This window comes from Bradyrhizobium sp. 23, from assembly GCF_023073295.1.
GTDB classification, from domain to species: Bacteria; Pseudomonadota; Alphaproteobacteria; order Rhizobiales; family Xanthobacteraceae; genus Bradyrhizobium; species Bradyrhizobium canariense_D.
Map to the genome: position 1 here is coordinate 47,206 of NZ_JADPJF010000124.1, position 24,195 is coordinate 71,400.

Genomic DNA, 24,195 nt, shown 5'->3' on the forward strand with positions numbered 1-24,195 from the left:
TTCCAATTCGGGCTTCCATCGCTTCGCTGACGGGTTTGGGCCGTTGCGCCGCTGGTTGGGCGGCGGTCGCTGGCTGAAGCGCGTGGCCGTGGTCGTCGGTGTCCTGGTCGTCATCTTCGTCGGCTGTTTCGGCGCGCTGTGGTGGCGGCTCGGCGCCGGTCCCATCAATCTCGACATTGCGACGCCGTGGCTCGCGGCCGCGATCGAGGACAATATCGGTCACGGCAACACCGTGGAGGTCGGCGGCACGCAGATCGAGCGGGCCGGGCGGATCCGCATCGCCGTGCGCATCCGTGATATCGTCGTGCGCGACCACGATCACGTCATTGTCGCCACCGCGCCGAAGGCCGAGGTGAAGCTGTCGGGTGCGGGCCTGCTGATGGGGCATCTGCGCGCCGAAAGCCTCAACCTCGTCGATGCCGAGCTCGCAATCCGGATCGCGCCTGACGGCACCGTCACGGTATCGGCCGGCGACACCGCAAAGCCGCTCGCAACCGGCGTCGCCTCCAAAAGGGACGCGGGACTGCCGCCGACTTTCCCGCGCAACGGTGTGCCACCGCCGCCATTCGCCACCGAGCCTGCGACCTCCGACGCACCGCAAGCCGCGCCCCAGGCCACGTCCCCGACTGGCATTCTTCAGGGCCTCGACTGGCTCGACAGTCTGAGCATGACCGGCCTCGACGGCCAGAATCTCAACGAGATCGGCCTGAAGAACGGCAATCTGATCGTCGACGACCAGCAGCGCGGCAGCAAATGGACGTTTGAGAACATCACGCTCAGCCTGCGCCGACCGAGCCGTGGCGGCGTCGCGCTCAGCCTCGGTGAAGAGGGCGCGCGTCCGTGGTCGTTGCGTGCCACGATCGGCCCCACCGAGAACGGCGTGCGCTCGGTCGATATCCGCGCCGACAAGGTCTCGACCGCCAACATCCTGCTGGCGCTGCGGGTGAAGGACCTCACCTACACCGCCGACCTGCCGCTGACCGGCGAGATCAAGGGCGAGCTCGGCCGCGACGGCGTGCCGACTTTCTTTCGCGGCAAGATCACGGTCGGTGCGGGCAACATCATCGACACCGATACGCCCGATTATCCGATGGCGATCGACTCGGCCGAGATCAATGTCGAGTGGGACGCCAACCGGCGGGTGCTGGTCGCTCCGTTCAAGGTCCTCTCGGGCGCGAACCGCCTGACGCTTCTGGCTCATGTCGAGCCGCCCAACGGCACCGTCAATGACTGGCAGCTCGGTTTCAGCGGCGGTTCGATCCTGCTCGCCGGCATCGACAACGAGCCGCCGCTGGTCTTCAACCGCATTGCGATCGGCTTCCGCTTCGATACCGACCACAAGAGGCTGCTGTTGACCCAGGCCGATATCTCCAACGGAGAGATCGGCGTCGCCGGCACCGGTGCCATCGACTATTCGGGCGAGCCGCGGCTGACATTGGGTTTCGCGGGAACGCCGATGTCGGCCTCCGCGCTCAAGCGGATGTGGCCGACCCTTGTCGTTCCCGAGTTGCGCGAATGGGTGATCGAGCGGATCGAGCGTGGAACGCTCCAGCGCATCGAGATCGGCGTTAATTCACCGACGAAGAATCTTCCGCGCAAGGGCCCACCCATTCCCGACGACGGCTTGTCGGTCAATATCGTGGCGAGCGGTGTCACGGTTCGCCCCGTCGATGGCCTGCCGGTGGTGCACGATGCCGATTTGAAGGCGCGCGTGACCGGCCGCACCGCGACGGTGAACATCGGGCAGGGCATTGCCGATACGCCGGCGGGCCGCAAGGTCACGATTTCCGACTTCGTCTTCGAGGTGCCCGATATGGCGCCCAAGCCGTCGCCGTCGCGGACGAGGTTTCGTGTCGAAGGTCCGGTGCCTGCGGCCGCCGAAATGCTTTCCAACGATCGCTTGAGCGATCTGTCGTCGACCGTCATCGATCCCAATACCAGCAAGGGGACGTTCTCGGCGAACGTCCAGCTTGGGCTGCCGGTCAAGGGCGAGCTGACCAAAGCCGACACCACCTACAGCGTTACGGCCGATCTCAACGGTTTTGGTGCCGACAAGCTGGTGATGAACCAAAAGCTGGAGGCCAACAACCTCAAGATCGTCGCGAGCAACCAGGGCTATCAGGTCAAGGGCGACGTCAAGATCAACGGGCAGGCGGCCTCGCTCGATTACCGCAAGCCGGCCGAGGGCGATGCGGACGTCAAACTGCAGACCACGCTGGACGATGCGAGCCGCGCGCGCCTCGGATTCGATCTGGGTCCCGCCGTCAGCGGATCGGTGCCGATCAAACTGTCGGGCAAGATCGCCGGGGGACCCGACCAGACGACGAAGCTCGGCATCGAGGCCGACCTGACCTCGGTCAAGCTCGACAACATCCTGCCCGGCTGGGTCAAGCTGCCGGGAAGAGCGGGCAAGGCCAGCTTCAAGGTGGTGCCGACGGCGCAATCGACGCGTCTGGAGGACATCGTCATCGAAGGCGGCGGCGCCTCGATCAAGGGGTCGCTCGAGGTCGATGCCAACGGCGAGCTCATGAACGCGAACTTGCCGACCTACGCGCCATCCGACGGCGACAAGGCCTCACTGAAAGTGGAGCGCAGCCAGGACGGCGTGCTCAAGGGTACGATGCGCGGCGACGTATTCGACGGCCGCGGCTTCCTGAAGTCGGCGATCTCAGGCAATTCAAAGGACGATGCCAAGAGCAAGACGAAGAACCTCGATTTCGACATCGACGTGAAGCTCGGCGCCGTCATGGGTTTCAACGGCGAGGCGATGCGCAGCGTCGACGCCAAGATGTCGCGGCGCAATGGTGCGGTCAAAGCCTTCACGCTGAGCGGCAGGATCGGAAAAGACACGCCCGTGGCCGCCGACCTGCGCGGCGGCCGCGCCCAGGGCAACCGCGAGGTGATCTATCTCCAGACCAGCGATGCCGGCAACTTCCTGCGCTTCACAGACACCACCAACAAGGTCTTCGGCGGCCAGATGGTGGTGGCGATGGAGCCGCCGACGTCCGAGCCTACGACACGGGAAGGACTGATCAATGTGCGTGACTTCTCGGTCAAGGGAATGGAGCAACTCGATCGCGTCGCGGCGGGGGCTCCCAACGGCGCCCAGAACGGCGTAGCCTTCACGGCGATGCGCGCGGAGTTCACGCGGCAGAACGGCGCGCTCACGATCCGCGACGGCGTGGTCAAGGGGCCGATGATCGGCGCCACCATCGAGGGCTCAATCGACTTTCCCGGCAACCAGGTTTGTATGAGCGGCACCTTCGTCCCGATGTACGGCGTCAACAACATCTTCGGCCAGATCCCGTTGTTCGGCATCTTCCTCGGCGGCGGCAACAATGAAGGATTGATCGGCGTGACCTACGAGGTCGTCGGCACGCCGGCAGCGCCCGTAATGCGCGTCAACCCGATTTCGGCGATGGCCCCCGGTCTGTTCCGCAAGATCTTCGAATTCAACACCGGCAAACAGAACTCGCCGTTCGAGGAATTCCCGTCGCAGTCGAACGATGGCTCGACCGGATCGACGCGCCAGCTATCGAGCGGGTGCACCCTCGCGCGGCGATAGCGAAGGGGCTGCCGACTTCGTCATGCCCGGGCCTGTCCCGGGCATCCACGAACTTTATGTCCATAAGCAAGTAGAACGTGGATGGCCGGGACAAGCCCGGCCATGACGACGTGCTGGCTTTGGTGCCTGCCGTTTACGCCGCGCGCACGCCCGCCAGGAAAGTCCCGACTTCGCCAGAGAGCTGCTCGGCCTGCTTGGAGAGGTTTGAGGCTGCTGCGAGCACCATGCCTGCGGCATTGCCGGTCTCGTTCGCTGCCGTGCTGACGCCCCCGATATTGGTGGTGACTTCCAGGGTGGCCTCCGCGGTCTGCGAGACGCTGCGGGCGATCTCGGCGGTGGCGGCGCCTTGCTCCTCGATCGCGGCGCCGATCGAGGTGGCGATCCGGCTGACCTCCTCGATGGTGGCGGTGATGCCGCCGATGGCGTCCACCGCTTCCTTGGTCGCGCCCTGGATCTGGGCGATCTTGTCGCCGATCTCGCGGGTGGCTTCGGCAGTCTGGCTCGCCAACGATTTCACCTCCGAAGCGACGACAGCAAAGCCGCGGCCGGCTTCACCGGCGCGTGCGGCCTCGATGGTGGCATTGAGCGCGAGCAGATTGGTCTGCGCCGCGATGCTGGAAATCAGCTCGGCGACGTGCTCGATCTGCTGGGCGCCGTCCGAGAGAGCGCGCACGATGGTGTCGGTGCGGCGTGCGCTGTCCACGGCGCGGCCGGTGACCACGGCGGACTGCGCGACCTGACGGCTGATCTCGGTGATGGAGGAGGAGAGCTCCTCGGCGGCGGCCGCGACCGTCTGGACGCGCTGGCTGGCTTCGGTGGCGGCCGAGCCGACGACGGCGGCGCGGCGGTTGGTGCCTTCCGCGGTCGACGACATCGACTTGGCGGTGACCTCCAGCTCGCCGGAGCCCGAGGCCATCAGGCCGACGAGCTGGCCGACGGATGCATCGAACCGGTCGGCAAGCGAGATCAGCGCGTCGCGCTTCTCCTGTTCGCTGCGGGTCTTGGTGGCGACCTGCTCCGCCTCCAGCTTGCGGGCCGTCAGCGCGGTCTGCCTGAGCACTTCGAGGGTCTCGGCCATGCGGCCGATCTCGTCGCCGCGACCGGTCTCCTCGACCGCCGTGTCGATGGCGCCTTCGGAAATGGCCTGCATGCGGTTCTTCTGGCGATCGAGCGCGCCGAGCACGTCGCGGGCGATCAGCCAGGACAGTGTCGCCATCAGCAGCATCAAGCCGATGCCAATCGCCCCCAGCTCCAGCGTCAAGGCTCGCACGTCGGCGTCGATGTCGTCGACATAGAGGCCGTAGCTGATCGTCGCGTTCCAGGGCGCGAATTTGCGCGCGAAAACGGTCTTGCGGACGGGCTCCGTCTGGCCGGGGCGGGGGTAGAGATATGAGGTTACGCCGCCCTGAGCAGCCTGGTTGCCGGCCGTTACGATCGCATCTGCGATGAGGACACCGTTGGAGTCCTTGGCGCCCGTGATCTTGCCTTCGAGCTGCTGGTTCGCGCCATTGATCAGGATCGAGGTATCGGCGTTATAGACCACCGGATAGCCTTGGCCGCCATTGAAGCTCATGCGGCGGCCGCGCAGATGGAACTGGATTTTCGCTTCGGCCTGCGTCAGCTTGCCGGCGCCGACCTCCTCTTCGAGTGATTGGGCGAGGTTGTGGAGCATGTCGACCGCGGTCCGCATCTGCTGAACGCGATCCTCCAGCATGCGGCTCTTGCTGAGCACGGACGACACCCCGATGATGGCCGTGACCGTGAGTGCCGAAAGACAGACCATGCTGGCGAGCTTGGTGCGGATCTTGAGGTGACTCAGCAGCTTCATCACGGCCTCGACGGAATGGTTATTGTTGCTCGCGTCGGTAGCATGAAATTCTTACCAATCATGAATGGACGCGTGCGACGGCTGCCGCGCAAGCGGCGTGCGCAAACATGCAGGTCGTCATGCGCTTCTCGGGCGCATGGCGCGTCAACTCGGAGAAAAATCGTGTGGGTCTTTAGTCGCGACCTAATCCGTTGGGAGCGGCAATGAACCGATTCGTTCACCGCCTCATCATGTCGATGCTGCTGGTCGCGGTCCTCGTCCTGGTCTGGAACGTGCTGGGCTCGCGCTGAGATGGCACCCGTGAACATACGGATGCCATCTCTTCATTCGCGAATCAATCGCTGACGCCTCAGCGCCGCGCGAACGCGCCGCTAGTCCTTGCCCATCGCCGCATCGGCGCTGACCGAGCCGCCGCCGGCTGCCGAGAGGTAGAGGCAGGCGAAGCAGAACAGGATCGCCGCGGTGCCACCATTGAGCAGCGGCAGGAACACCGGCGTTTCGCCCTTGAACATGTGCCCCATGAAATAGGCGAAGGCCATCTCACCCGAGAGGATGAATGCCGCGAGGCGGGTGAACAGGCCGATCATCAGCAACGCGCCAAGCACGAGCTCAAGCGTACCGGCTGCGTAGATGATCGGCGGGATGTTTGCGAAGTAGGGAAGCACCGGAAACTTGAACAGCTTGGCGACACCGTACTGGAACAGCAGCAGGCCGGTGATGAAGCGAAACAGGCTCAAGAGAACCGGTTGAAAGCGAACGAGATAGGGAAAGTTCATTGGTTTGTGCCCTCCATCCAATGCTGCGACTAGGACCGCATTCAGTTCCGCCCTGCAAGCCGCCCAAGGGCAATTTGCGCTGACATTTTTGTCATGTCGGACAAAACACCGCAGGAAGGACTTTCAGCCGCGTGCGATCCACATCTTCGTAGCTGTTCGCGTCGTGCCCATCCGTAATTTCCCGGTGACGCGAATGCGCTCAAGTTACCTTCAGGAGACCTACCGCCGCAAGGCGGGCACGACCAGGAACGGGATCATCCCGAGCACCACGCTCGCGAGTGCGAAGGCGAGCAGCGCGTTGTAGCCATGGGTCGCGTCATGGATCAGGCCGCCGCTCCAGGAGCCGAAAGCCGAGCCGAGCCCGCTGCCGATCGAGATGGTGCCGTAGATGGTGCCGACGCGCTTGCCCCCAAAGATCTTCATCGCGGTCGCCGTGATCAGCGGTCCACGTGAGCCCATCATGCTGCCGAAGCAGACCACGAATCCGGTGAGCAGGAGGAAATTGGCGGAGTATTGCAACAGCCACAGCAGGAAGATGCCGAGGATCGAGATCGCGTAGCTGAGCAGCACCGACGGCCGGCGACCGATCAGGCCGTCGAGCGCGGACACGCCTAGCATGCCAAACACCAGCACGATGCCGGAGAAGCCCCAGGCCGTGGCGGCCTGCAGCGGTGGAAAGCCGGCATCGATCAAATAGGCCACGATCTGGGCGGCGATCGCATACATGCCGACCGCGGTGAAGAAGAATGTCGAGAACAGCGCCCAGAAGGCGTGATGGCGCATCGCGCTCGGAAGGGTCCAGCCGTGATCGACGAAATCCGGATCGGTCTTCTTCGCGATCTGCGGCGAGCCCGAGGCGAACAGCCGCCATGGCAGCAGCATGAGCGGCACCAGCAGGCCGAGCGCGGCGAAGCCGAACAGCTGGTAGGTTTCGCGCCACCCCAGATGATCGATCAAAAGCTGCGAGGCCGGCAGCAGCGCCAGCACGCCGCCACCCATGGCCGAGTAGACCACCGCCATCGCGGTCGGGAGTTTTGGGCCGAACCAGCGGCCCAGCAGGATCGAGTTCGGCACATTGCCGATGAAGGCGACGCCAATGCCGACGCAGAGTCCGATCGAGAGCTGGAACTGCCAGAGTGACTGCGCGTGGCTTGCGATCAGGAAGGCCGAGCCGAGCAGCAAAAGGCCCAGTGCATAGACGATGCGCGGTCCGGAATGATCGAACAGGCGCCCGACCAACGGCGCCGTCAGTCCGCTGACGAGCCACGTCAGCGAATAGATCGAGACCACTTGGGCGCGATCCCAGCCAAAGTTTTCCGAGATCGGCTTCAGGAAGACGGTGAAGCTTTCGCTGAGGCCGCGGCCGAGCACGGCGAGTGTGAAGCAGAGCGCGAGCACCACCAGCGCGGTGCGCACGACGCCCTGCGGCGTCGCCGTGACGCGTTCCCTGGTCGCTTGCTTGGACTGTTCCTCTAGCGTGTTCTGGTCCATTGCCGATCAGGGAGCGCGCTTCAGCGCGCCCTGACAAGCAGCGAAAAGCTCATACGCCTATGCAGGCCTCAGGAGGATGTGCTTCTTCTTGCCGAACGACAGCTTGACCACGCCTTCCGGCGTCAGGTCGGCCGCCGACAACGCCATCTTCTCGTCGGTGACGGGCTCGTCATTGACGCGCAGGCCGCCGCCCTTGATCTGGCGCCGTGCTTCGCCGTTGGAGGCAACGAGGCCCGCCTTGACGAAGGCGTTGAGCACGCCGAGGCCGGCGTCGAACTCGCCGCGCGGAATTTCCACGGTCGGCAGGCTCTCGGCCAGCGCGCCTTCCTCGAAGGTGCGGCGCGCGGTCTCGGCCGCCTCGTTCGCTGCGTCGCGGCCATGCAGGAGCGCGGTCGCCTCGGTGGCGAGCACCTTCTTGGCCTCGTTGATCTCGGAGCCTCCGAGCGCCTCGAGCTTCCTGATCTCGGTCATTGGCAGCGTCGTGAACAGCTTGAGGAACTTGCCGACGTCGGCGTCTTCGGTGTTGCGCCAGTACTGCCAGAAATCATACGGCGAGAACTGGTCGGCGTTGAGCCAGACCGCGCCCTGAGCGGTCTTGCCCATCTTGGCCCCCGACGCCGTCGTCAGCAGCGGCGTCGTCAGGGCGAACAGCTGATGCGTGCCCATGCGGCGGCCGAGATCGACGCCCATGATGATGTTGCCCCACTGGTCGGAGCCGCCCATCTGCAAGTTGCAGCCGGTCCGCCTGGCGAGCTCGACGAAGTCGTAGGCCTGGCAGATCATGTAGTTGAACTCGATGAAGCTCATCTCCTGCTCGCGCTCGAGGCGCAGGCGCACGGAGTCCATCGTCAGCATGCGGTTGACCGAGAAATGCCGCCCGACGTCGCGCAGCATCTCGATGTAGTTGAGCTTTGTCAGCCACTCGGCATTGTCGAGCATGATGGCGTCGCTCTTGCCCCCGCCATAGCGCAGCACCTTTGCGAACACGCCGCGGATCGATTCCTTGTTGGCCTCGATCTCGGCGACGGTGCGGATCGCGCGCGTCTCGTCCTTTCCGGAGGGATCGCCGACCATGGTTGTGCCGCCGCCCATCAGCGTGATCGGCTTGTTGCCGGACTGCTGCAGCCAGTGCAGCATCATCATGGTCAGGTAGTTGCCGATGTGCAGCGAGCGGGCGGTGCAATCGTAACCGACATAAGCCGTCGCCTCGCCCTTGGCGGCGAGGGCGTCCAGCCCCTCGAAATCGGAGCATTGGTGGATGAATCCACGTTCCTGCAGCGTATTGAGGAAATCCGATTTGAATGCAGTCATTTGTCGGCGCGCCTGACAATTCTTGGTTTACTGTTTTGGGAGCAATTTAAGGGTCATCCGTGGGAACTCGGTTGCTGCCCGCTACTTTGGCCTGTGGCATTATAAGATGTGTCCCTCTGGCACAAGATCGGCATGCCGGAAGGGTCTCTTGAGGACGCTGATCCATGATGTTGACGGCACTCGGTTTGATGAGCGGCACCTCGCTGGACGGGGTGGATGTTGCGCTGATCGAAACCGACGGAAAGCAGGTGAAGGCATTCGGGCCGTCCGGCTACCGGCCGTATAGCCCGGCGGAGCGCAACCTGCTGCGTCAGGCGCTGAGCGAGGCCGTGCACCTGGCGCAACGCGATGCTAGGCCGGGAGTTCTGGCCGAGGCCGAACGCGCAGTGACGCTCGCGCATGCCGAGGCGGTGGCCGCCTTCGTCGCCCAGAACCGGATGAAGCCGGAAGACATCGACATCGTCGGCTTCCACGGCCAGACCGTGCTGCACCGCCCCGAGAAGCGGCTGACGGTGCAGATCGGCGACGCGCCGGCGCTGGCCAGGGCGATCCATATCCCGGTGATGCATGATTTTCGCGCCGCCGACGTCGAGGCCGGCGGGCAGGGCGCGCCATTTGTGCCGGTTTATCACCGCGCGCTCGCCCATTCGCTGGAGCGCGAAGGGCCGATCATCGTGGTCAATATCGGCGGCGTCTCCAACATCACCTATATCGACGGCAACGACACGCTGATTGCCTGCGACACCGGACCCGGCAACGCGCTGCTCGACGATTTCATGTACCGCACCATGAACCAGGCGTTCGACGCGGACGGAAAGCTCGCAGCCCTCGGCAAGGCGGACGAAGCCTGGATCGCGCGGGCGCTGGAGCTGCCGTTCTTCGTAAGCCCGCCGCCGAAATCGCTCGACCGCAACGATTTTGCAGCACTAAAGCTCGGCGATGTCCTGCCGGCCGACGGCGCCGCGACCCTGACCGCCTTCACCGCGGCGGCCATCGCCCGCATCATCCCGCTGCTGCCACGCAGGCCGCGGAGCTGGATCGTCTGCGGCGGCGGCGCCCTCAACCGGACCATGCTCCAGATGCTGCGGGAGCGCGTTGGGTCCGCCACTGTCGAGGCCGCGGAGGCAGTCGGCTGGGCCTCCGACGCCATCGAGGCGCAGGCCTTCGGCTTCCTCGCCGCGCGCGGCCTGAAGGGCCTGCCGCTGTCGTATCCCGGGACCACGGGCGTGCCGATGCCGATGACGGGCGGGGTGATCGCGCGGCCTTGAGATCATAGGCGGGATGATGCAGATGCATTGATCTTGACAGGTAGATGCACATGCATCTATCTTTGATGCAGTTGCATCTAACCGTCGGGATTCTCGCCATGACCGCTTCACTGAAACTGATCAGCCACAAGCTTTGCCCCTATGTGCAGCGCGCGGTGATCGCGCTCAACGAGAAGGGCGTGCCGTTCGAGCGGGTCGACATCGATCTCGCCAATAAGCCCGACTGGTTTCTCAAACTGTCGCCGCTCGGCAAGGTGCCGGTGCTGGTCGTGACGAGCGAGAAGGGCGAGGTCGCGCTGTTCGAGAGCAACGTGATCTGCGAGTACATCGAGGAGACGCAAGGCGGCGTGAGACTGCATCCGGCGGATGCCTTGGAGCGTGCCGAGCACCGGGCGTGGATGGAGTTCGGTTCAGCAGTGCTCGCCGATCTCTGGGGCCTAGAGACCACGACCGATGCGGCGACGTTCGAGAGCAAGCGCCAGGCGCTGATGGTGAAGTTCGCCCGGGTCGAAGCGGCGCTCGGTGCCGGTCCTTATTTTGCTGGCGAAGCGTTCAGTCTCGTCGACGCCGTATTCGCCCCCGTCTTCCGCTACTTCGATCTATTCGACGAGCTGACCGACCACGGCATTTTCCGCGATGTGCCGAAGGTCCGCGCATGGCGCGCCGAACTGGCGAAGCGTCCGAGCGTCCGTACTGCGGTGGGCGCGGACTATCCGCAATTGCTGCGCGCCTTCCTCGTGCGCCACGACGCGCATCTGCTCAAGCTTGCGGCCTGAGCCCACGCCGATGTCGCAATCCATGGCCTGGCTGATGCTGGTGATCGCAGGCGCACTCGATGTTGGCTGGGCGATCTCGATGAAATATGCGGAAGGCTACACGCGCGCTGGCTGGAGCGTCGTTTCGCTCGTGCTGCTCGTAGCCTTCGTTGTCCTGCTCGGGCGTGCTTTGAAGGTGCTCGAGGTCGGCGTCGCCTATTCGGTCTGGACCGGCATCGGCGCCGCCGGCACCGTCGTCATGGGTGTGGTGCTGTTCGGCGAGGCGCTGAGCGCGATGAAGATCGCGGGGATCCTGCTGGTGCTGACGGGGATCGCGGCGCTCAAGCTGGCCTAGAGCTCTGCGGCCATTTTCGCGAGCGTCGCGATCGTTTTCATGTTGCGCGCGGTGCCGGTCTTGGCGGCGGGGATGACCAGCTTCGACGTGCCCATGCCGTCGCCGTAATGCACGTAGATCTCGCGGCGGCCGAGGCGGATCTCCTCCTTGTTCTGGCCGCGAATGCCGGCGAGCGCATCCGCCGGCGGCGCCTTGTCGAGGAAGATCGCGACGGTACGGTTGGGGGCGGCCTTTGGAAACGGATTATCGGCCAAGACCTGCGCCATCTCGGTGGCGCTGCGCACGAGCACGCCGACCGGCGCGCCGGCATAGGCGTGCAACCGCTTTTCGAGTGCGGTCTTGATCGCAGATTGCGACTTGCGGCTTGTGAAGACGACGTTGCCGCTTGCAATATAGGTGCGCACGGCGGCGTAGCCGAGCTCCTCGCACATGGCCTTGAGTTCGCTCATCGGCAATTTGCCGGTGCCGCCGACATTCACGGCACGCAGCAATGCGATGAACGCACCCACGGAAAGCTCAGCGCACGTTGGCGAGGCGCATGTCGAGATAGGCGGTGATGGTTTCCATCAGCGGCTCGAGCTTGGCGTCGAAGAAGTGGTTGGCGCCCGGGATGACCTGCTGGTCGATCACGATGCCCTTCTGGGTCTTCAGCTTCTCGACCAGCGTGTTGACGTCCTTGGGCGGCACCACCGCGTCCTTCTCGCCATGCACGATCAGCCCCGAGGACGGGCAGGGTGCGAGGAACGAGAAGTCGTAGAGGTTGGCGGGCGGCGCGATCGAGATGAAGCCCTCGACCTCGGGGCGGCGCATCAGCAGCTGCATGCCGATCCAGGCGCCGAAGGAGAAGCCGGCAACCCAGCAGGCGCGCGCTTCGGGATTGATGGTCTGCGCCCAGTCGAGCGCCGCGGCCGCGTCCGACAATTCGCCGGTGCCGTGGTCGAACGAGCCCTGGCTGCGGCCGACGCCACGGAAATTGAAACGCAGCACCGAGAAGCCGCGATGCGCGAACGCATAGTAGCACTGGTAGATGATCTGATGATTCATCGTGCCGTGGAACTGCGGATGCGGATGCAGGACCATCGCGATTGGCGCGTTCTTCTGCTTGGCCGGATGGTAGCGGCCTTCGAGGCGGCCGGCGGGGCCGGTGAAAATAACTTCAGGCATGATGATCTCTTGATTGATCCCTTGAAGACGCTCTTCAACAATCAACCGATTGTGCGGATTTCATCGGCTGCTGGGCCGATCAAGCCGCGAATGGAAGGGTGGAGCGGCGCCCTCGGATGATGCGCGAGCGGCGCGCGGCGAACTGACGCGCGCGTTCTAACATGAGCCGAGGGTCAAAAAGCAAGCATCTTGAACATCGCCCAATGAGCTCAAGGCGTTAGCGTCATGGCCGCGTCGTCGCGCGATGGGGGAATCCGGAATCGAGATTGCCAAGTGCTCCAGGGGAGCCCATGTCGGGTACCAGCGCTGGCGCAGCAATCAGTCTCAGGTAATATAATACTCTATGCCGAGCCGCATCTATCTCGACTGGAATGCGACCACGCCGCTTCGCGCCGAGGCCCGAAGCGCGATGCTCGCAGCCTCCGAGCTCATCGGCAATCCGTCCTCGGTTCATGCCGAGGGGCGCGAGGCGCGGCGCCTTGTCGAGGACGCGCGGGCCCTGCTTGCGACCTCCGTCGGCGCGCTGCCGCGGAACGCGGTTTTTACCTCCACGGGAACCGAAGCCAACGCGCTGGCGCTGTCACCGGGTCTTCGAGGGCCCTCTGGCGGGCCTGTCGAGCGGCTTCTGGTCTCGGCTGTCGAGCATGCTTCGGTGCTGGCGGGCGGCCGGTTCCCGACCGATCAGATCGGTCAGATCAGGGTCACGCGCTCCGGCGTGATCGACCTCGACCATTTGAAGGCGCTGCTCGGCGACGGCCCGCCGGCGCTGATCTCCATCATGGCGGCCAACAACGAGACGGGCGCGCTGCAGCCCATCGCCGAGGCCGCGGGAATCGTTCACGGGGCTGGCGGCCTGCTGCACGTCGACGCAATCCAGGCGTTTGGAAAAATCTCATTTGATATCAAAGTGATCGGCGCAGACCTTGCGACCTTTTCTGCACACAAGATCGGCGGCCCCAAGGGGGTCGGCGCGCTGGTCGTGGCCGAGGGCGTGGCCGGACTTGAGCCGTTGCTCCGAGGCGGCGGGCAGGAGCTGAACCGGCGCGCCGGAACCGAGAATGTCGCCGGTATTGCCGGCTTCGGCGCAGCGGTGCGGGTCGCCCTTCAGGCTTTGCCCGAGGATGCGGAGCGGATGGCAAGCCTAAGAGATCGCTTGGAAAATGGCATTTGCTCCATGGCGGGTGCAACGGTCTTCTCAAGTGATGTTGGGCGGTTACCTAACACCGTTCTTTTCACGGCTCCCGGGTTGAAAGCCGAGACGGCGGTGATCGGTTTCGACCTCGAAGGTGTCGCGGTGTCCTCGGGATCTGCCTGTTCCTCGGGCAAGGTGCAGCCGTCCCACGTGTTGTCGGCAATGGGGTATGATCCGACCGTCGCCCAAGGAGCGGTGCGTCTCAGTCTGGGCTGGTCCACCGAGCCGGATGACATCAACAGGGCGTTAGAGGCTTGGCGAAAGCTCGGTAATACCCTACTTAAGGGATAAGCGATGAAACACGCCTTGAACGGTTCTAAGCGCGTGCGTCCCGCCAAGAAACATCGTAATAGTCGTCCGAGTTTGATGATCCACCGCGGTCCTTGAAACCGCGAGCGGAGGATAGAATGCCAGCCGTGCAAGAGACGGTCGAGCGCGTGAAGCGCATCGACGTCGACCAGTATCGTTATGGGTTTGAGACCCTGATCGAGTCCGACAAGGCCCCCAAGGGGCTGTCGGAAGAGACCGTCAAGTTCATCTCCGAGAAGAAGAACGAACCCGCCTGGATGCTCCAGTGGCGGCTCGAGGCCTATCGGCGTTGGCTGACCATGACCGAGCCAACCTGGGCCCGCGTCGACTATCCCAAGATCGACTTCCAGGACCTCTATTACTATTCGGCGCCGAAGCCGAAAAAGACGATCACCTCGCTCGACGAGATCGATCCCGAAATCCTCAAGACCTACGAGAAGCTCGGCATTCCCTTGCGGGAAGTCGCCATGCTCGAAGGCGTCGAGCCGAAGCCCGGCGAGGAAGACCCCAACAGGCGCAAGATCGCGGTCGACGCGGTGTTCGATTCGGTCTCGGTTGCGACCACCTTCAAGGCCGAGCTGAAGAAGGCCGGCGTGATCTTCATGCCGATCTCGGAGGCGATCCGCGAGCATCCCGAGCTGGTGCAGAAATATCTGGGATCCGTGGTGCCGACGTCGGACAATTTCTACGCAACGCTGAACTCGGCGGTGTTCTCGGACGGCTCGTTCGTTTACGTGCCGCCGGGCGTGCGCTGCCCGATGGAACTGTCCACCTACTTCCGCATCAACGAGCGCAACACTGGCCAGTTCGAGCGCACGCTGATCATTGCCGACAAGGGCTCCTACGTCTCTTATCTCGAGGGCTGCACCGCGCCGCAGCGCGACGAGAACCAGCTGCACGCGGCCGTGGTCGAGCTCGTCACGCACGACGACGCCGAGATCAAATATTCGACGGTGCAGAACTGGTATCCCGGCAATTCGGAAGGCAAGGGCGGCATCTACAATTTCGTCACCAAGCGTGGTGACTGCCGCGGCAACAATTCCAAGATCTCCTGGACCCAGGTCGAGACTGGTTCGGCGATCACCTGGAAGTATCCGAGCTGCATCCTGCGCGGCGACAATTCGCGTGGTGAATTCTACTCGATCGCGATCTCGAATGGCTATCAGCAGGTCGACAGCGGCACCAAGATGATCCATCTCGGCAAGAATACGTCGAGCCGCATCATCTCCAAGGGAATCGCAGCCGGCAAGTCGCAGAACACCTATCGCGGGCTCGTTACCGCGCATCGCAAGGCGACCGGCGCGCGCAACTTCACCGCCTGCGATTCGCTGTTGATCGGCGACAAATGCGGCGCGCACACCGTGCCCTACATCGAAGCCAAGAACTCGTCGGCGACGTTCGAGCACGAGGCCACCACGTCCAAGATCTCCGAGGACGTGCTGTTCTACTGCATCCAGCGCGGCCTCACGCAGGAGGAGGCGGTCGGCCTCGTCGTCAACGGCTTCGTCAAGGACGTGCTGCAGCAACTGCCGATGGAATTCGCGGTGGAAGCGCAGAAGCTGATCTCGATCTCGCTTGAAGGATCGGTCGGCTAGCGCCGGCCCTCGCGGCGCGCGTCGCGCGCCCTATGCATCATTTGAATAAACTGGACACCAAGATGGCTTTGCTTGAAGTGAAAGACCTCAAGGTTCGTGTCGAGGAGCGTGAGATCCTCCATGGGTTGACGCTGACCGTGAACGAGGGCGAGATCCACGCGATCATGGGGCCGAACGGCTCCGGCAAATCGACGCTGTCCCACGTCATCGCCGGCAAGCCTGGTTACGAGGTCACCGACGGCGAGATCCTGTTCAAGGGCGAAGACCTGCTCGCGATGGCGCCCAACGAACGGGCCGCCAAGGGCGTGTTCCTGGCGTTCCAGTATCCGGTCGAGATCCCCGGCGTCTCCACCATGAATTTCCTGCGCACCGCGCTGAACGCGCAGCGCAAGGCGCGCGGCGAGGGCGAATATTCGACGCCCGACTTTTTGAAGAAAGTCCGCGAAGTCTCGAAGTCGCTGAACATCCCGCAGGACATGCTCAAGCGCGGTGTCAATGTCGGCTTCTCCGGCGGCGAGAAGAAGCGCAACGAGGTACTGCAGATGGCGCTGTTCGAGCCGAGCCTGTGCATCCTCGACGAGATGGATTCCGGCCTCGACATCGACGCGCTGCGGATTGCGGCCGACGGCGTCAACGCGCTGCATTCGCCCAAGCGCGCGATGGTCGTCATCACCCATTATCAGCGGCTGCTGAACTACATCGTGCCTGACGTCGTGCACGTGATGTCAAAAGGCCGTGTCGTGAAGAGCGGCGGCAAGGAACTGGCGCTGGAGCTGGAAGCGTCCGGCTACGCCCAGTTCGAGGACGCCGCGTAAGGAATTTTGAGATGAACGTTGCTGTGGCAAAGACCGGAAACGGCCGCGCGGTGAGCGATCTCTTCGCCAGCGCCGAAGGCCGGCTGCCGGGTTCGCCTTCCGTGATCGCGGTACGCCGCGAGGCGTTCGAGACCTATGAGCGTCTCGGCCTGCCGCACCGCCGGATCGAGGAGTGGAAGTACACCGATCTGCGCGCGCTGGTCGGCGAGGTACTGCCGCTCGCGGCTGCGCCCGATGCGACTGCGTTGAAGCGCGCCGCGGACGCGGTGAAAGCGCATGCGATCACGGGCGCCCGCAAGCTGGTGCTGGTCGACGGCGTGTTCGCTCCCGATCTCTCCGACGTCAAGGCGCTGGCCTCCGAGGCGGGCTTTAAGACATTGCGGGAGACGCTGGAGAAGGATTCCGGTCTGTTAAAGACCGCGGCCACCGATGCGGTGATCGCGCTGAACGCCGCGATGGCGACCGACGGTGTCGTGCTTCATATCGCCGACGGCACGCAGCTGTCCGCGCCGATCCAGATCATTCACATCGCGGTTGCATCTTCCGCGTCGGCTTTCACCCGCTCGCAGGTTGCGGTCGGGAAGGGCGCTCGTGCCACGATCATCGAGAGCTTTGTCGCGGCCGGCGCCAAGGCTTACCAGGTCAACGATGCCGTCATCCTCTCGGTTGGCGATAATGCCGACATCGCGCATATCCGTCTGATGGACGATTCGCCGGATGCTGTGAACATCACCTCGCAGTTCGTCACGGTCGGCGCGAATACAAAGCTGAACTTCTTTAACATGACGACCGGCGCGGCAGTCAGCCGCCTGCAGGGCTTCATCACGCTGGCAGGCGAGGGCAGCGAGCTCTCCGTCAACGGCGTGAACCTGTTGCAGAAGACCGAACATGGCGACACCACGCTGGTGGTCGACCATGCCGTGCCGAACTGCGTCAGCCGAGAAGTTTTCCGCGCCGTGATCGACGATCGCGCCCATTCGGTGTTCCAGGGCCGCATCATCGTTCGTCCCGATGCGCAGAAGACCGACGGCAAGATGATGATCCGCGCGCTGCTGCTCTCGGATGAGGCGGAAGCCGACAACAAGCCCGAGCTCGAGATCTTTGCGGACGACGTCTCCTGCGGTCACGGCGCCACCGCCGGTGCGCTGGACGACAGTCTGCTGTTCTATCTGAAGGCGCGCGGCCTGCCGGAGAAGCAGGCCCAGGCGCTGCTGATCCAGGCCTTCGTCGGCGAGGCGATCGAGCAGATCGCCAACGATGATCTGCGCGAGCACGTGATCGGCATTGCCGAGCGCTGGCTGGAGCGGCGCCAATGAGCACGCATCCGGCAGTCAAGAACGGCTCTTACGACGTTGCGCGCGTGCGCCAGGATTTTCCGGCGCTGGCCATGCAGATCTACGGCAAGCCGCTGGTCTATCTCGACAACGCCGCATCTGCGCAGAAGCCGAGCGCCGTGCTCGATCGCATGACGCAGGCCTACACCTCCGAATATGCCAACGTGCACCGCGGCCTGCATTATCTCGCCAACGCCGCGACCGAAGCCTATGAGGGCGGCCGCACCAAGGTGGCGCAGTTCATCAACGCGCCGCGGACCGAGGAAGTGATCTTCACCCGCAACGCGACCGAGGCGATCAACCTCGTCGCCTCGTCCTGGGGCGAGCCGAACATCAAAGCAGGCGACGAGATCGTCATTTCGATCATGGAGCACCACTCCAACATCGTGCCCTGGCATTTCCTCAGGGAACGCCATGGTGCCGTGATCAAATGGGCGCCGGTCGACGACGAGGGCAATTTCCTCATCGACGAATTCGAAAAGCTGCTGACGTCGAAGACCAAGCTGGTCGCGATCACGCAGATGTCGAACGCGCTTGGCACCATCGTCCCGGTCAAGGACGTCGTGAAGATCGCCCACGCCCGCGGCATTCCCGTGCTGGTCGACGGCAGCCAGGGCGCGGTGCATATCCCAGTCGACGTCCAGGACCTCGGCTGCGACTTCTATGTCTTCACCGGCCACAAGGTCTACGGGCCGACCGGCATCGGCGTGCTCTGGGCCAACTACGACCACCTGGTCGCGATGCGCCCCTATAACGGCGGCGGCGAAATGATCCGCGAGGTCTCGCGCGACATCGTCACCTACGGCGATCCCCCGCACAAATTCGAGGCCGGCACGCCGGCGATCGTCGAGGCCGTCGGGCTCGGCGCGGCGATCGACTACGTCAATTCGATCGGCAAGGAGCGCATCGCCGCGCACGAGCACGATCTCGTCACCTACGCCCAGGATAAGCTGCGCGAGATCAACTCGCTGCGGCTGATCGGCACGGCGCGGGGCAAGGGCCCGGTGATCTCCTTCGAACTCAAGGGCGCGCACGCCCACGACGTCGCCACCGTGATCGACCGCCAGGGCATCGCGGTGCGCGCCGGCACCCATTGCGTGATGCCGCTTTTAGAGCGGTTCAACGTCACAGCCACATGCCGGGCGTCGTTCGGCATGTATAATACGCGGGAAGAAGTCGATCATCTGGCACAGGCGCTGTTGAAGGCGCGGGATTTGTTCGCATGAGTGACACGGCCGAAATCAAAGCCAATCCGATGGAAACCCAGTCGGCGCTGCCGCCTGAGGAGACCGAGCGTCTCACCACCGAGATCATCGCCGGGCTCAAGACCGTGTTCGACCCGGAAATCCCGGCTGATATCTACGAGCTCGGCCTGATCTACAAGGTCGAGATCAAGGACGATCGTTCCGTCGATGTGCAAATGACGCTGACGACACCGAATTGCCCGGCCGCCGGCGAGCTGCCGACCATGGTCGAGAACGCGGTCGCCAGCGTCCCCGGCGTCGGCGTGGTCGACGTCAAGGTGGTCTGGGAGCCGGCATGGACGCCGGAACGCATGAGCGACGAGGCCCGCCTCGTGCTCAACATGTGGTGACGCGTAACCTCGGCTTTAGATCCTTGTTAGATCCTTGGCATTGAATTCGCTCGGCAACGGACCACATCATTGACATGACACAGATATCGTCGGGCTCGACACCAGCATCCACTCCAAAGCCGAGGCGGCCCCGCCCGCAGGTCATGCGGCTGACGGACGCTGCCGCCCAGCGCATCAGCGAGCTGACCCAGCGGGCCGATTCCGAGATCGTTGGCCTGCGCGTCGGCGTCAAGAACGGCGGCTGTGCCGGACAGTCCTACACCGTCGAATACGCCCATGATGTCCGCCCGACCGACGAGGTCGTCGAGGACAAGGGCGTCAAGATCCTGGTCGATCCGAAGGCCGTGCTGTTCCTGCTCGGCACCGAGATGGACTACAAGGCCGACAAGATGCAGGCCCAGTTCGTCTTCAACAACCCCAACCAGATTTCCACCTGCGGCTGCGGCGAGTCCGTCGAGCTGCGCCCGGCGCAGATCGACGGGTAGTCCGTTTCTCGCAAATCGCTCCGCTGTCGTCCTGGCGAAGGCCAGGATCCATACCGCGTGATCTCGCGGTGATCGTCGGTGCCAATACCGACGCTGGCACGACTGGCAGTCTTCGCTAAACTCCCTCCCGTGGAATGGGTCCTGGCTTTCGCCAGGACGACCGTGCGGAAATAGTTCAGCCATGGACCGCGAATTTCTGATCGACCTGTTCGCCGATTTCGGCCCCGTCGCCATCCGGAAAATGTTCTCCGGCTACGGCATCTCCGCCGACGGCGTCAACTTCGCGCTGGCCTTGCGCGCCGGCCTGTTCTTCCGCGCTGACGAGATGACCATCCCGGATTTTGAGGCGGAAGGCTCGAAGCCGTTCCAATACTCGACCCGCGCCAAGACCGTGGTGGTGAACTCCTATTGGGAGCTGCCGGCCCGCCTGTTCGACGATTCCGCGGAACTCGCGCAATGGGCGAGGGCCGCGCTTGCTGCTGCCCAGCGCGCCAAGGTGAAGAAGCCGCCCAAGGTGAAGAAGGCGGCGAAGAAGGTTGCGAAGAAGCCCGTTGCAACGAAGCGGCCGACCAAGAAGAAAACAGTGCGCAGGGCGGGCAAAGCGAAGCGTGCCCTCCGCTGAGGTGCTGGTGTGGGAGATGATGGGCATGGCGCTGAGCGCCTTTGCCCACCCGATGGGACTTCACTCCACGGCCTTGGTCAGACCAACCCGCATGTCCCTGGCGGTGAAGACGCAGACGCCGTCGGCCAGCACGCGACCGTCGGCAATTCCGAGCACCAGCTTGCCGCGCCGGACCATCCTCATGGAGACCTCGTAGCGCACGCGTTGCGCGTTCGGTGTGACCTCGCCCGTGCACGCGACTTCGCCGACGCCGATGGCGCGGCCCTTGCCCGGCGAGCCCGACCATCCCAGCCAGTAGCCGACCATCTGCCACATGGCATCCAAACCCAGAGACGCTGGCATCGTGGCATCGCCGTGATAGTGGCAATCGAAGAACCAATGGCCCGGCGCGATGTCGAGTTCGCCGACGATATGGCCCTTGCCGAACTCGCCGCCATCCAGGCTGATCTCCGTGATGCGATCCATCATCAGCATCGGCGGCGCTGGCAATTGCGCATTGCCCGGCCCGAAATAGCCGCCCTCGCTCGATCTCAGCAGCTCGTCCCTGGTGTAGGACGGTTGCGGTGAGTGAAAATCATGCGGATTGGGCAAGACGACAAGTCCTCCGGATCTTCGCAGTCGGACGCCTCAAGACGGCGAGGGAGATGTCGTTCGTCGGGTCAGAATGTCAAGCGCTGGCGGTGCGCGGCTTCGGCGTCACGCCACCCGGTTATGGGTCTCGACCGTGAATTCCGGATCGGCCTCGCAGATCACGCGGTTGCGGCCGTTGCGTTTGGCGGCGTAGAGGCAGGCATCCGCGCGTTCGATCAGCGCATCGGTGTCGTCACCCTGCTTGAGCATGGAGACGCCGACGGAGATGGTGACCCGGCCAAGGATTTCGCCGGTGGACTTCTTCTTTAGTTCCTTCGCCATCACCGCGCGGCGGATGTGATCGGCCACCGTGAGGGCCTGGCGCAGCGCGGTGTTGGGCAGCACGACCGCGAATTCCTCGCCGCCATAGCGGGCGGTGATGTCCTGGCCCTTGATGGTCTGCTTCAGCGACAGGCCGACCAGCCGCAGCACCTGGTCGCCGGTGAGATGGCCGTAGGAATCGTTGAACGACTTGAAATGATCGATGTCGACCAGCAGCAGCGACAGCGGCTCGCCGGAGGCGAGCGCGCCTTGCACGGCCATGTCGATCATGCGATCGAAATATTTGCGGTTGCCGAGCCCCGTCAGCGGATCGGTCAGGCTCTCGGCGCGGATCGCCTCCAGGCTCTGCTGGAGGTTGCTGATCTCGCTCCTCGAGAGCGTCAGCCGGTCTTCCAGCGCCTTGTTGGTCTCGCGCATCTCGCTGGTCGAATGCAGCAGCGTCTCGATGATCGACTTGATCTGCTCGCGGCTTTCGGCCGATGACAGCTTTTTGGTCGCGTCTGACAGGCTCGCATCGTAGGAGCCGGTCATCGCGAGCGCGTCGCCGAGAACCTTTATGACGTCGTCGATCTCGCCGATGACGCGCGCGCCGACCTTGTCGATGCGCTCGGTGGTCTTGATGTGGGAGAGGTAGGTCTCGTAGATCTGATCGAGATCGGCTTCGGTCAGCTTGCCGCTTCGCGCCAGCGTCTCGTTGATGATCTTGTTGAGCGGGGCGTTGTAGCCGGTGGCGTAGACGTACCAGATCTCGTAATTGCGGGGAATTGCCGTCTGCCGTAGCGATCGGATCTGACCGAGCGCTACCTGGGCGAACGCCATCGTGCGTTCGTGTTCGTCGAGCACCTTGACCACGGAACATACCCCACAGCGACCGGCGCGCCGACGACCGCAGCAATACTTAAATTATGTTCGTAGGCTAACGGACGATCGTGAACGCCCCGTAAATATACGTCCACGAATGCATCCGAAAAAGTGCGCGCCGGCTTGGTTTCAACCAAAGCCGGGCGCGCATCGTGCTTCAGGCGCCGGCGGGGGAGCGAACTGGACGCAGCAGAAAGGCCGGCAGATGCGAGTGGTCACCCGGCTCGCTGTCGGCTTCGCGTTGGCGGCGCGGCTCGGGACGGCCGATCGACGGCACATGCGACGGATTGGCCTGCTGGCGCGCACCGTCACGCGGCTCGGATGATGGCTTGGCTTCGCGCGGCGGCCTGGCTTCACGCGAAGGTCTGGCTTCACGCGGAGGCCTTGCCTCGCGCGCGGGCCTTGCTTCGGAAGCGGGCCTTGTCTCGGGAGCGGACCGTGCTTCGGCCGAAGGCTGTGCCTCGCCACGCGGTTCGCGCGGCTCGTGGCTGCGCTCACGATCGCGGCCGCGCTGCGGCTTGCCGCGTCCGCCGCGTGAACGTTCACGGCCGCGCTGCTCGCGCGGACGCTCGCTCGCGTCGGAAGCATCGGTGCGGACTTCGAAATCGCCCTCCGCGCGTGGAATGCTCTGGCCGATCAGCTTCTCGATCGCCACCATCGACTTCTGGTCGAGCGGCGTGACGAGCGAGATCGCCATGCCGGACCGCCCTGCGCGACCGGTGCGGCCGACGCGGTGGACATAATCGTCGGGATGGTGGGGAACGTCGAAATTGAAGACGTGGCTGACCTCGGGGATGTCGAGGCCGCGGGCGGCGACGTCGGATGCGACCAGGAGGGGCAGCTCGCCCTTGCGGAACTGCTCGAGTGCCGCCGTGCGGGCCGACTGGTCCATGTCGCCGTGCAGCGCGCCGACGCTGAAGCCGTGCTTTTGCAGCGATTTGTGAACGACGGCGACCTCGCGCTTGCGATTGCAGAAGATGATCGCGTTCTGGAGATCCTTCGCCTCGCGCAGCAATCGGCGAAGCAGCTCGCGCTTCTCGTGCGCCTCGCGCCCGGCCGGGACCTGACACTGCGTAACGGTGACAGCGGTGGTGGCGGGCTTCGATACCTCGATCTTCTGCGGATTGTGCAGGAAGGTTTCGGTGATGCGCCGGATCTCCGGCGGCATGGTCGCGGTGAAGAACAGGGTCTGCCGCGTGAACGGGACGAGCTTGCAGACGCGCTCGATGTCGGGAATGAAGCCCATGTCCAGCATGCGGTCGGCTTCGTCGATGACGAGCAGCTCGACGCCGGTGAGCAGCAGGCCGCCGCGCTCCGTGTGGTCGAGCAGGCGGCCGGGAGTGGCGATCAGCACGTCGACGCCGCGCGTTAGCTTGGCATCCTGGTCGCCGAAGGAAACGCCGCCGATCAGGAGGGCGACGTTGAGTTTCTGGCCCGCGCCGTAGCGGTCGAAGTTTTCCTTCACCTGCGCCGCGAGTTCGCGGGTTGGCTCAAGGATCAGGGTGCGCGGCATGCGCGCCCGGGCGCGGCCCTTTTCGAGAATGGTGAGCATCGGCAGCACGAAGGCCGCGGTCTTGCCGGTGCCGGTCTGGGCGATGCCGAGCACGTCCTTGCGAGCGAGGACGTGAGGGATCGCCTGTTCCTGAATGGGGGTGGGGGTGGTGTAACCGGTGGCCGCCACTGCAGCGAGGACTTTTTCGGATAGTCCGAGATGGGTAAAAGACATTGAGCCTCTGGTCGAAACCGCCGTTCGGAATCGAGGGTAATAAGGCTGTCGCGTTCCACCCCAAAACGGCGCGCTCTCAAAGAAGCTGGGGGTGCTGACTCACGCGAACAAAGCGCCAAACTCAGGAATCGCTCTTCGATCTGAGCCGCGTCGCCACGGAACATAGGGGGGAATCGGCCAAAGTCAATGGAGCGGGCGCGGGAAGGCCCTAAAAAACCTGAGGTTTTCGCCCAAATA

Annotated in this window: 21 protein-coding genes; 12 read left to right on the forward strand and 9 right to left on the reverse strand. The window is 64.0% G+C overall.

Annotated elements, in window-relative coordinates; all coding sequences use genetic code 11:
- Window positions 1-3,565, forward strand: a 3,565-nt coding sequence (locus tag IVB32_RS29375; RefSeq protein ID WP_247412190.1) for a DUF3971 domain-containing protein, incomplete at its 5' end; no start/stop codon positions are given.
- A gap of 133 nt (window positions 3,566-3,698) precedes the next feature.
- Here IVB32_RS29375 and IVB32_RS29380 read toward each other — a convergent pair.
- From IVB32_RS29380 to tyrS, 4 genes are all read right to left on the reverse strand, one after another.
- Window positions 3,699-5,393, reverse strand: a complete 1,695-nt coding sequence (locus tag IVB32_RS29380) for a methyl-accepting chemotaxis protein (protein WP_204511088.1) — start codon at window positions 5,391-5,393, stop codon at window positions 3,699-3,701.
- Window positions 5,394-5,764: 371 nt separating this feature from the next.
- A complete protein-coding gene (locus tag IVB32_RS29385) occupies window positions 5,765-6,169 on the reverse strand; it encodes a DoxX family protein (RefSeq protein WP_018454461.1) in 405 nt (134 codons plus the stop codon).
- Window positions 6,170-6,388: 219 nt separating this feature from the next.
- Window positions 6,389-7,660 carry an MFS transporter gene (locus IVB32_RS29390; RefSeq protein WP_085353503.1) on the reverse strand — a complete coding sequence of 424 codons (1,272 nt, stop codon included), beginning with the start codon at window positions 7,658-7,660 and terminating at the stop codon, window positions 6,389-6,391.
- A gap of 57 nt (window positions 7,661-7,717) precedes the next feature.
- The gene (gene tyrS, locus IVB32_RS29395; RefSeq protein WP_018454459.1) at window positions 7,718-8,971 is read right to left on the reverse strand and encodes a tyrosine--tRNA ligase; all 1,254 of its coding nucleotides are present in this window, start codon (window positions 8,969-8,971) and stop codon (window positions 7,718-7,720) included.
- Between the two features lie 164 nt (window positions 8,972-9,135).
- On the opposite strand from tyrS, the gene IVB32_RS29400 reads away from it, so the two are divergent.
- The 3 genes from IVB32_RS29400 (at window position 9,136) to IVB32_RS29410 (ending at window position 11,349) form a co-directional block, all read left to right on the forward strand.
- Entirely contained in the window at window positions 9,136-10,239 is a 1,104-nt protein-coding gene (locus tag IVB32_RS29400; RefSeq protein ID WP_247371053.1) for an anhydro-N-acetylmuramic acid kinase, read from the forward strand.
- Window positions 10,240-10,337: 98 nt separating this feature from the next.
- Window positions 10,338-11,015, forward strand: coding sequence for a glutathione S-transferase family protein (locus IVB32_RS29405; RefSeq protein ID WP_018454457.1), 678 nt, complete (start codon window positions 10,338-10,340; stop codon window positions 11,013-11,015).
- Between the two features lie 10 nt (window positions 11,016-11,025).
- Window positions 11,026-11,349: a multidrug efflux SMR transporter gene (locus IVB32_RS29410; RefSeq protein ID WP_039799056.1), complete on the forward strand. Its 324-nt coding sequence runs from the start codon at window positions 11,026-11,028 to the stop codon at window positions 11,347-11,349.
- On the opposite strand, the gene IVB32_RS29415 is transcribed toward IVB32_RS29410, so the two are convergent.
- Complete coding sequence (locus IVB32_RS29415) at window positions 11,346-11,858, reverse strand: DUF1697 domain-containing protein (RefSeq protein ID WP_085358775.1); 513 nt, start codon at window positions 11,856-11,858, stop codon at window positions 11,346-11,348. The two genes, IVB32_RS29410 and IVB32_RS29415, sit on opposite strands and share 4 nt — an antisense overlap.
- 7 nt (window positions 11,859-11,865) lie before the next feature.
- On the reverse strand, window positions 11,866-12,513 hold the full coding sequence (locus IVB32_RS29420; protein ID WP_007591562.1) for an alpha/beta hydrolase: 648 nt from the start codon (window positions 12,511-12,513) through the stop codon (window positions 11,866-11,868).
- 343 nt (window positions 12,514-12,856) lie between these two features.
- On the opposite strand from IVB32_RS29420, the gene IVB32_RS29425 reads away from it, so the two are divergent.
- The 8 genes from IVB32_RS29425 to IVB32_RS29460 all read left to right on the forward strand — a co-directional run bounded on the left by IVB32_RS29425 (window position 12,857) and on the right by IVB32_RS29460 (window position 20,459).
- Complete coding sequence (locus IVB32_RS29425) at window positions 12,857-13,996, forward strand: cysteine desulfurase family protein (RefSeq protein WP_247297408.1); 1,140 nt, start codon at window positions 12,857-12,859, stop codon at window positions 13,994-13,996.
- 116 nt (window positions 13,997-14,112) lie between these two features.
- Window positions 14,113-15,609 (forward strand): Fe-S cluster assembly protein SufB, encoded by a 1,497-nt coding sequence (gene sufB, locus IVB32_RS29430; protein WP_027569858.1) that lies wholly within the window; start codon window positions 14,113-14,115, stop codon window positions 15,607-15,609.
- Window positions 15,610-15,671: 62 nt separating this feature from the next.
- Window positions 15,672-16,424: a Fe-S cluster assembly ATPase SufC gene (gene sufC, locus IVB32_RS29435; RefSeq protein ID WP_007609807.1), complete on the forward strand. Its 753-nt coding sequence runs from the start codon at window positions 15,672-15,674 to the stop codon at window positions 16,422-16,424.
- An 11-nt stretch (window positions 16,425-16,435) separates the two neighbouring features.
- On the forward strand, window positions 16,436-17,740 hold the full coding sequence (gene sufD / locus IVB32_RS29440; RefSeq protein ID WP_247297406.1) for a Fe-S cluster assembly protein SufD: 1,305 nt from the start codon (window positions 16,436-16,438) through the stop codon (window positions 17,738-17,740).
- Window positions 17,737-18,984 carry a cysteine desulfurase gene (locus IVB32_RS29445; protein ID WP_204511094.1) on the forward strand — a complete coding sequence of 416 codons (1,248 nt, stop codon included), beginning with the start codon at window positions 17,737-17,739 and terminating at the stop codon, window positions 18,982-18,984. Before sufD ends, IVB32_RS29445 begins: the two co-directional genes overlap by 4 nt.
- The gene (locus tag IVB32_RS29450; RefSeq protein ID WP_007591551.1) at window positions 18,981-19,352 is read left to right on the forward strand and encodes an SUF system Fe-S cluster assembly protein; all 372 of its coding nucleotides are present in this window, start codon (window positions 18,981-18,983) and stop codon (window positions 19,350-19,352) included. Before IVB32_RS29445 ends, IVB32_RS29450 begins: the two co-directional genes overlap by 4 nt.
- Window positions 19,353-19,426: 74 nt before the next feature.
- Window positions 19,427-19,837: an iron-sulfur cluster assembly accessory protein gene (locus IVB32_RS29455; RefSeq protein WP_247412194.1), complete on the forward strand. Its 411-nt coding sequence runs from the start codon at window positions 19,427-19,429 to the stop codon at window positions 19,835-19,837.
- A gap of 181 nt (window positions 19,838-20,018) precedes the next feature.
- Window positions 20,019-20,459: a TfoX/Sxy family protein gene (locus IVB32_RS29460; protein ID WP_018454449.1), complete on the forward strand. Its 441-nt coding sequence runs from the start codon at window positions 20,019-20,021 to the stop codon at window positions 20,457-20,459.
- A 60-nt stretch (window positions 20,460-20,519) separates the two neighbouring features.
- Here the strand turns inward: IVB32_RS29460 and fabA are convergent, their stop codons facing one another.
- The 3 genes from fabA to IVB32_RS29475 all read right to left on the reverse strand — a co-directional run bounded on the left by fabA (window position 20,520) and on the right by IVB32_RS29475 (window position 23,958).
- Window positions 20,520-21,050, reverse strand: a complete 531-nt coding sequence (gene fabA, locus IVB32_RS29465; protein ID WP_085353496.1) for a bifunctional 3-hydroxydecanoyl-ACP dehydratase/trans-2-decenoyl-ACP isomerase — start codon at window positions 21,048-21,050, stop codon at window positions 20,520-20,522.
- 105 nt (window positions 21,051-21,155) lie between these two features.
- The gene (locus IVB32_RS29470; protein ID WP_085353495.1) at window positions 21,156-22,223 is read right to left on the reverse strand and encodes a GGDEF domain-containing protein; all 1,068 of its coding nucleotides are present in this window, start codon (window positions 22,221-22,223) and stop codon (window positions 21,156-21,158) included.
- A 166-nt stretch (window positions 22,224-22,389) separates the two neighbouring features.
- A complete protein-coding gene (locus tag IVB32_RS29475) occupies window positions 22,390-23,958 on the reverse strand; it encodes a DEAD/DEAH box helicase (RefSeq protein WP_026232735.1) in 1,569 nt (522 codons plus the stop codon).
- Between the last annotated feature and the right edge of the window lie 237 nt (window positions 23,959-24,195).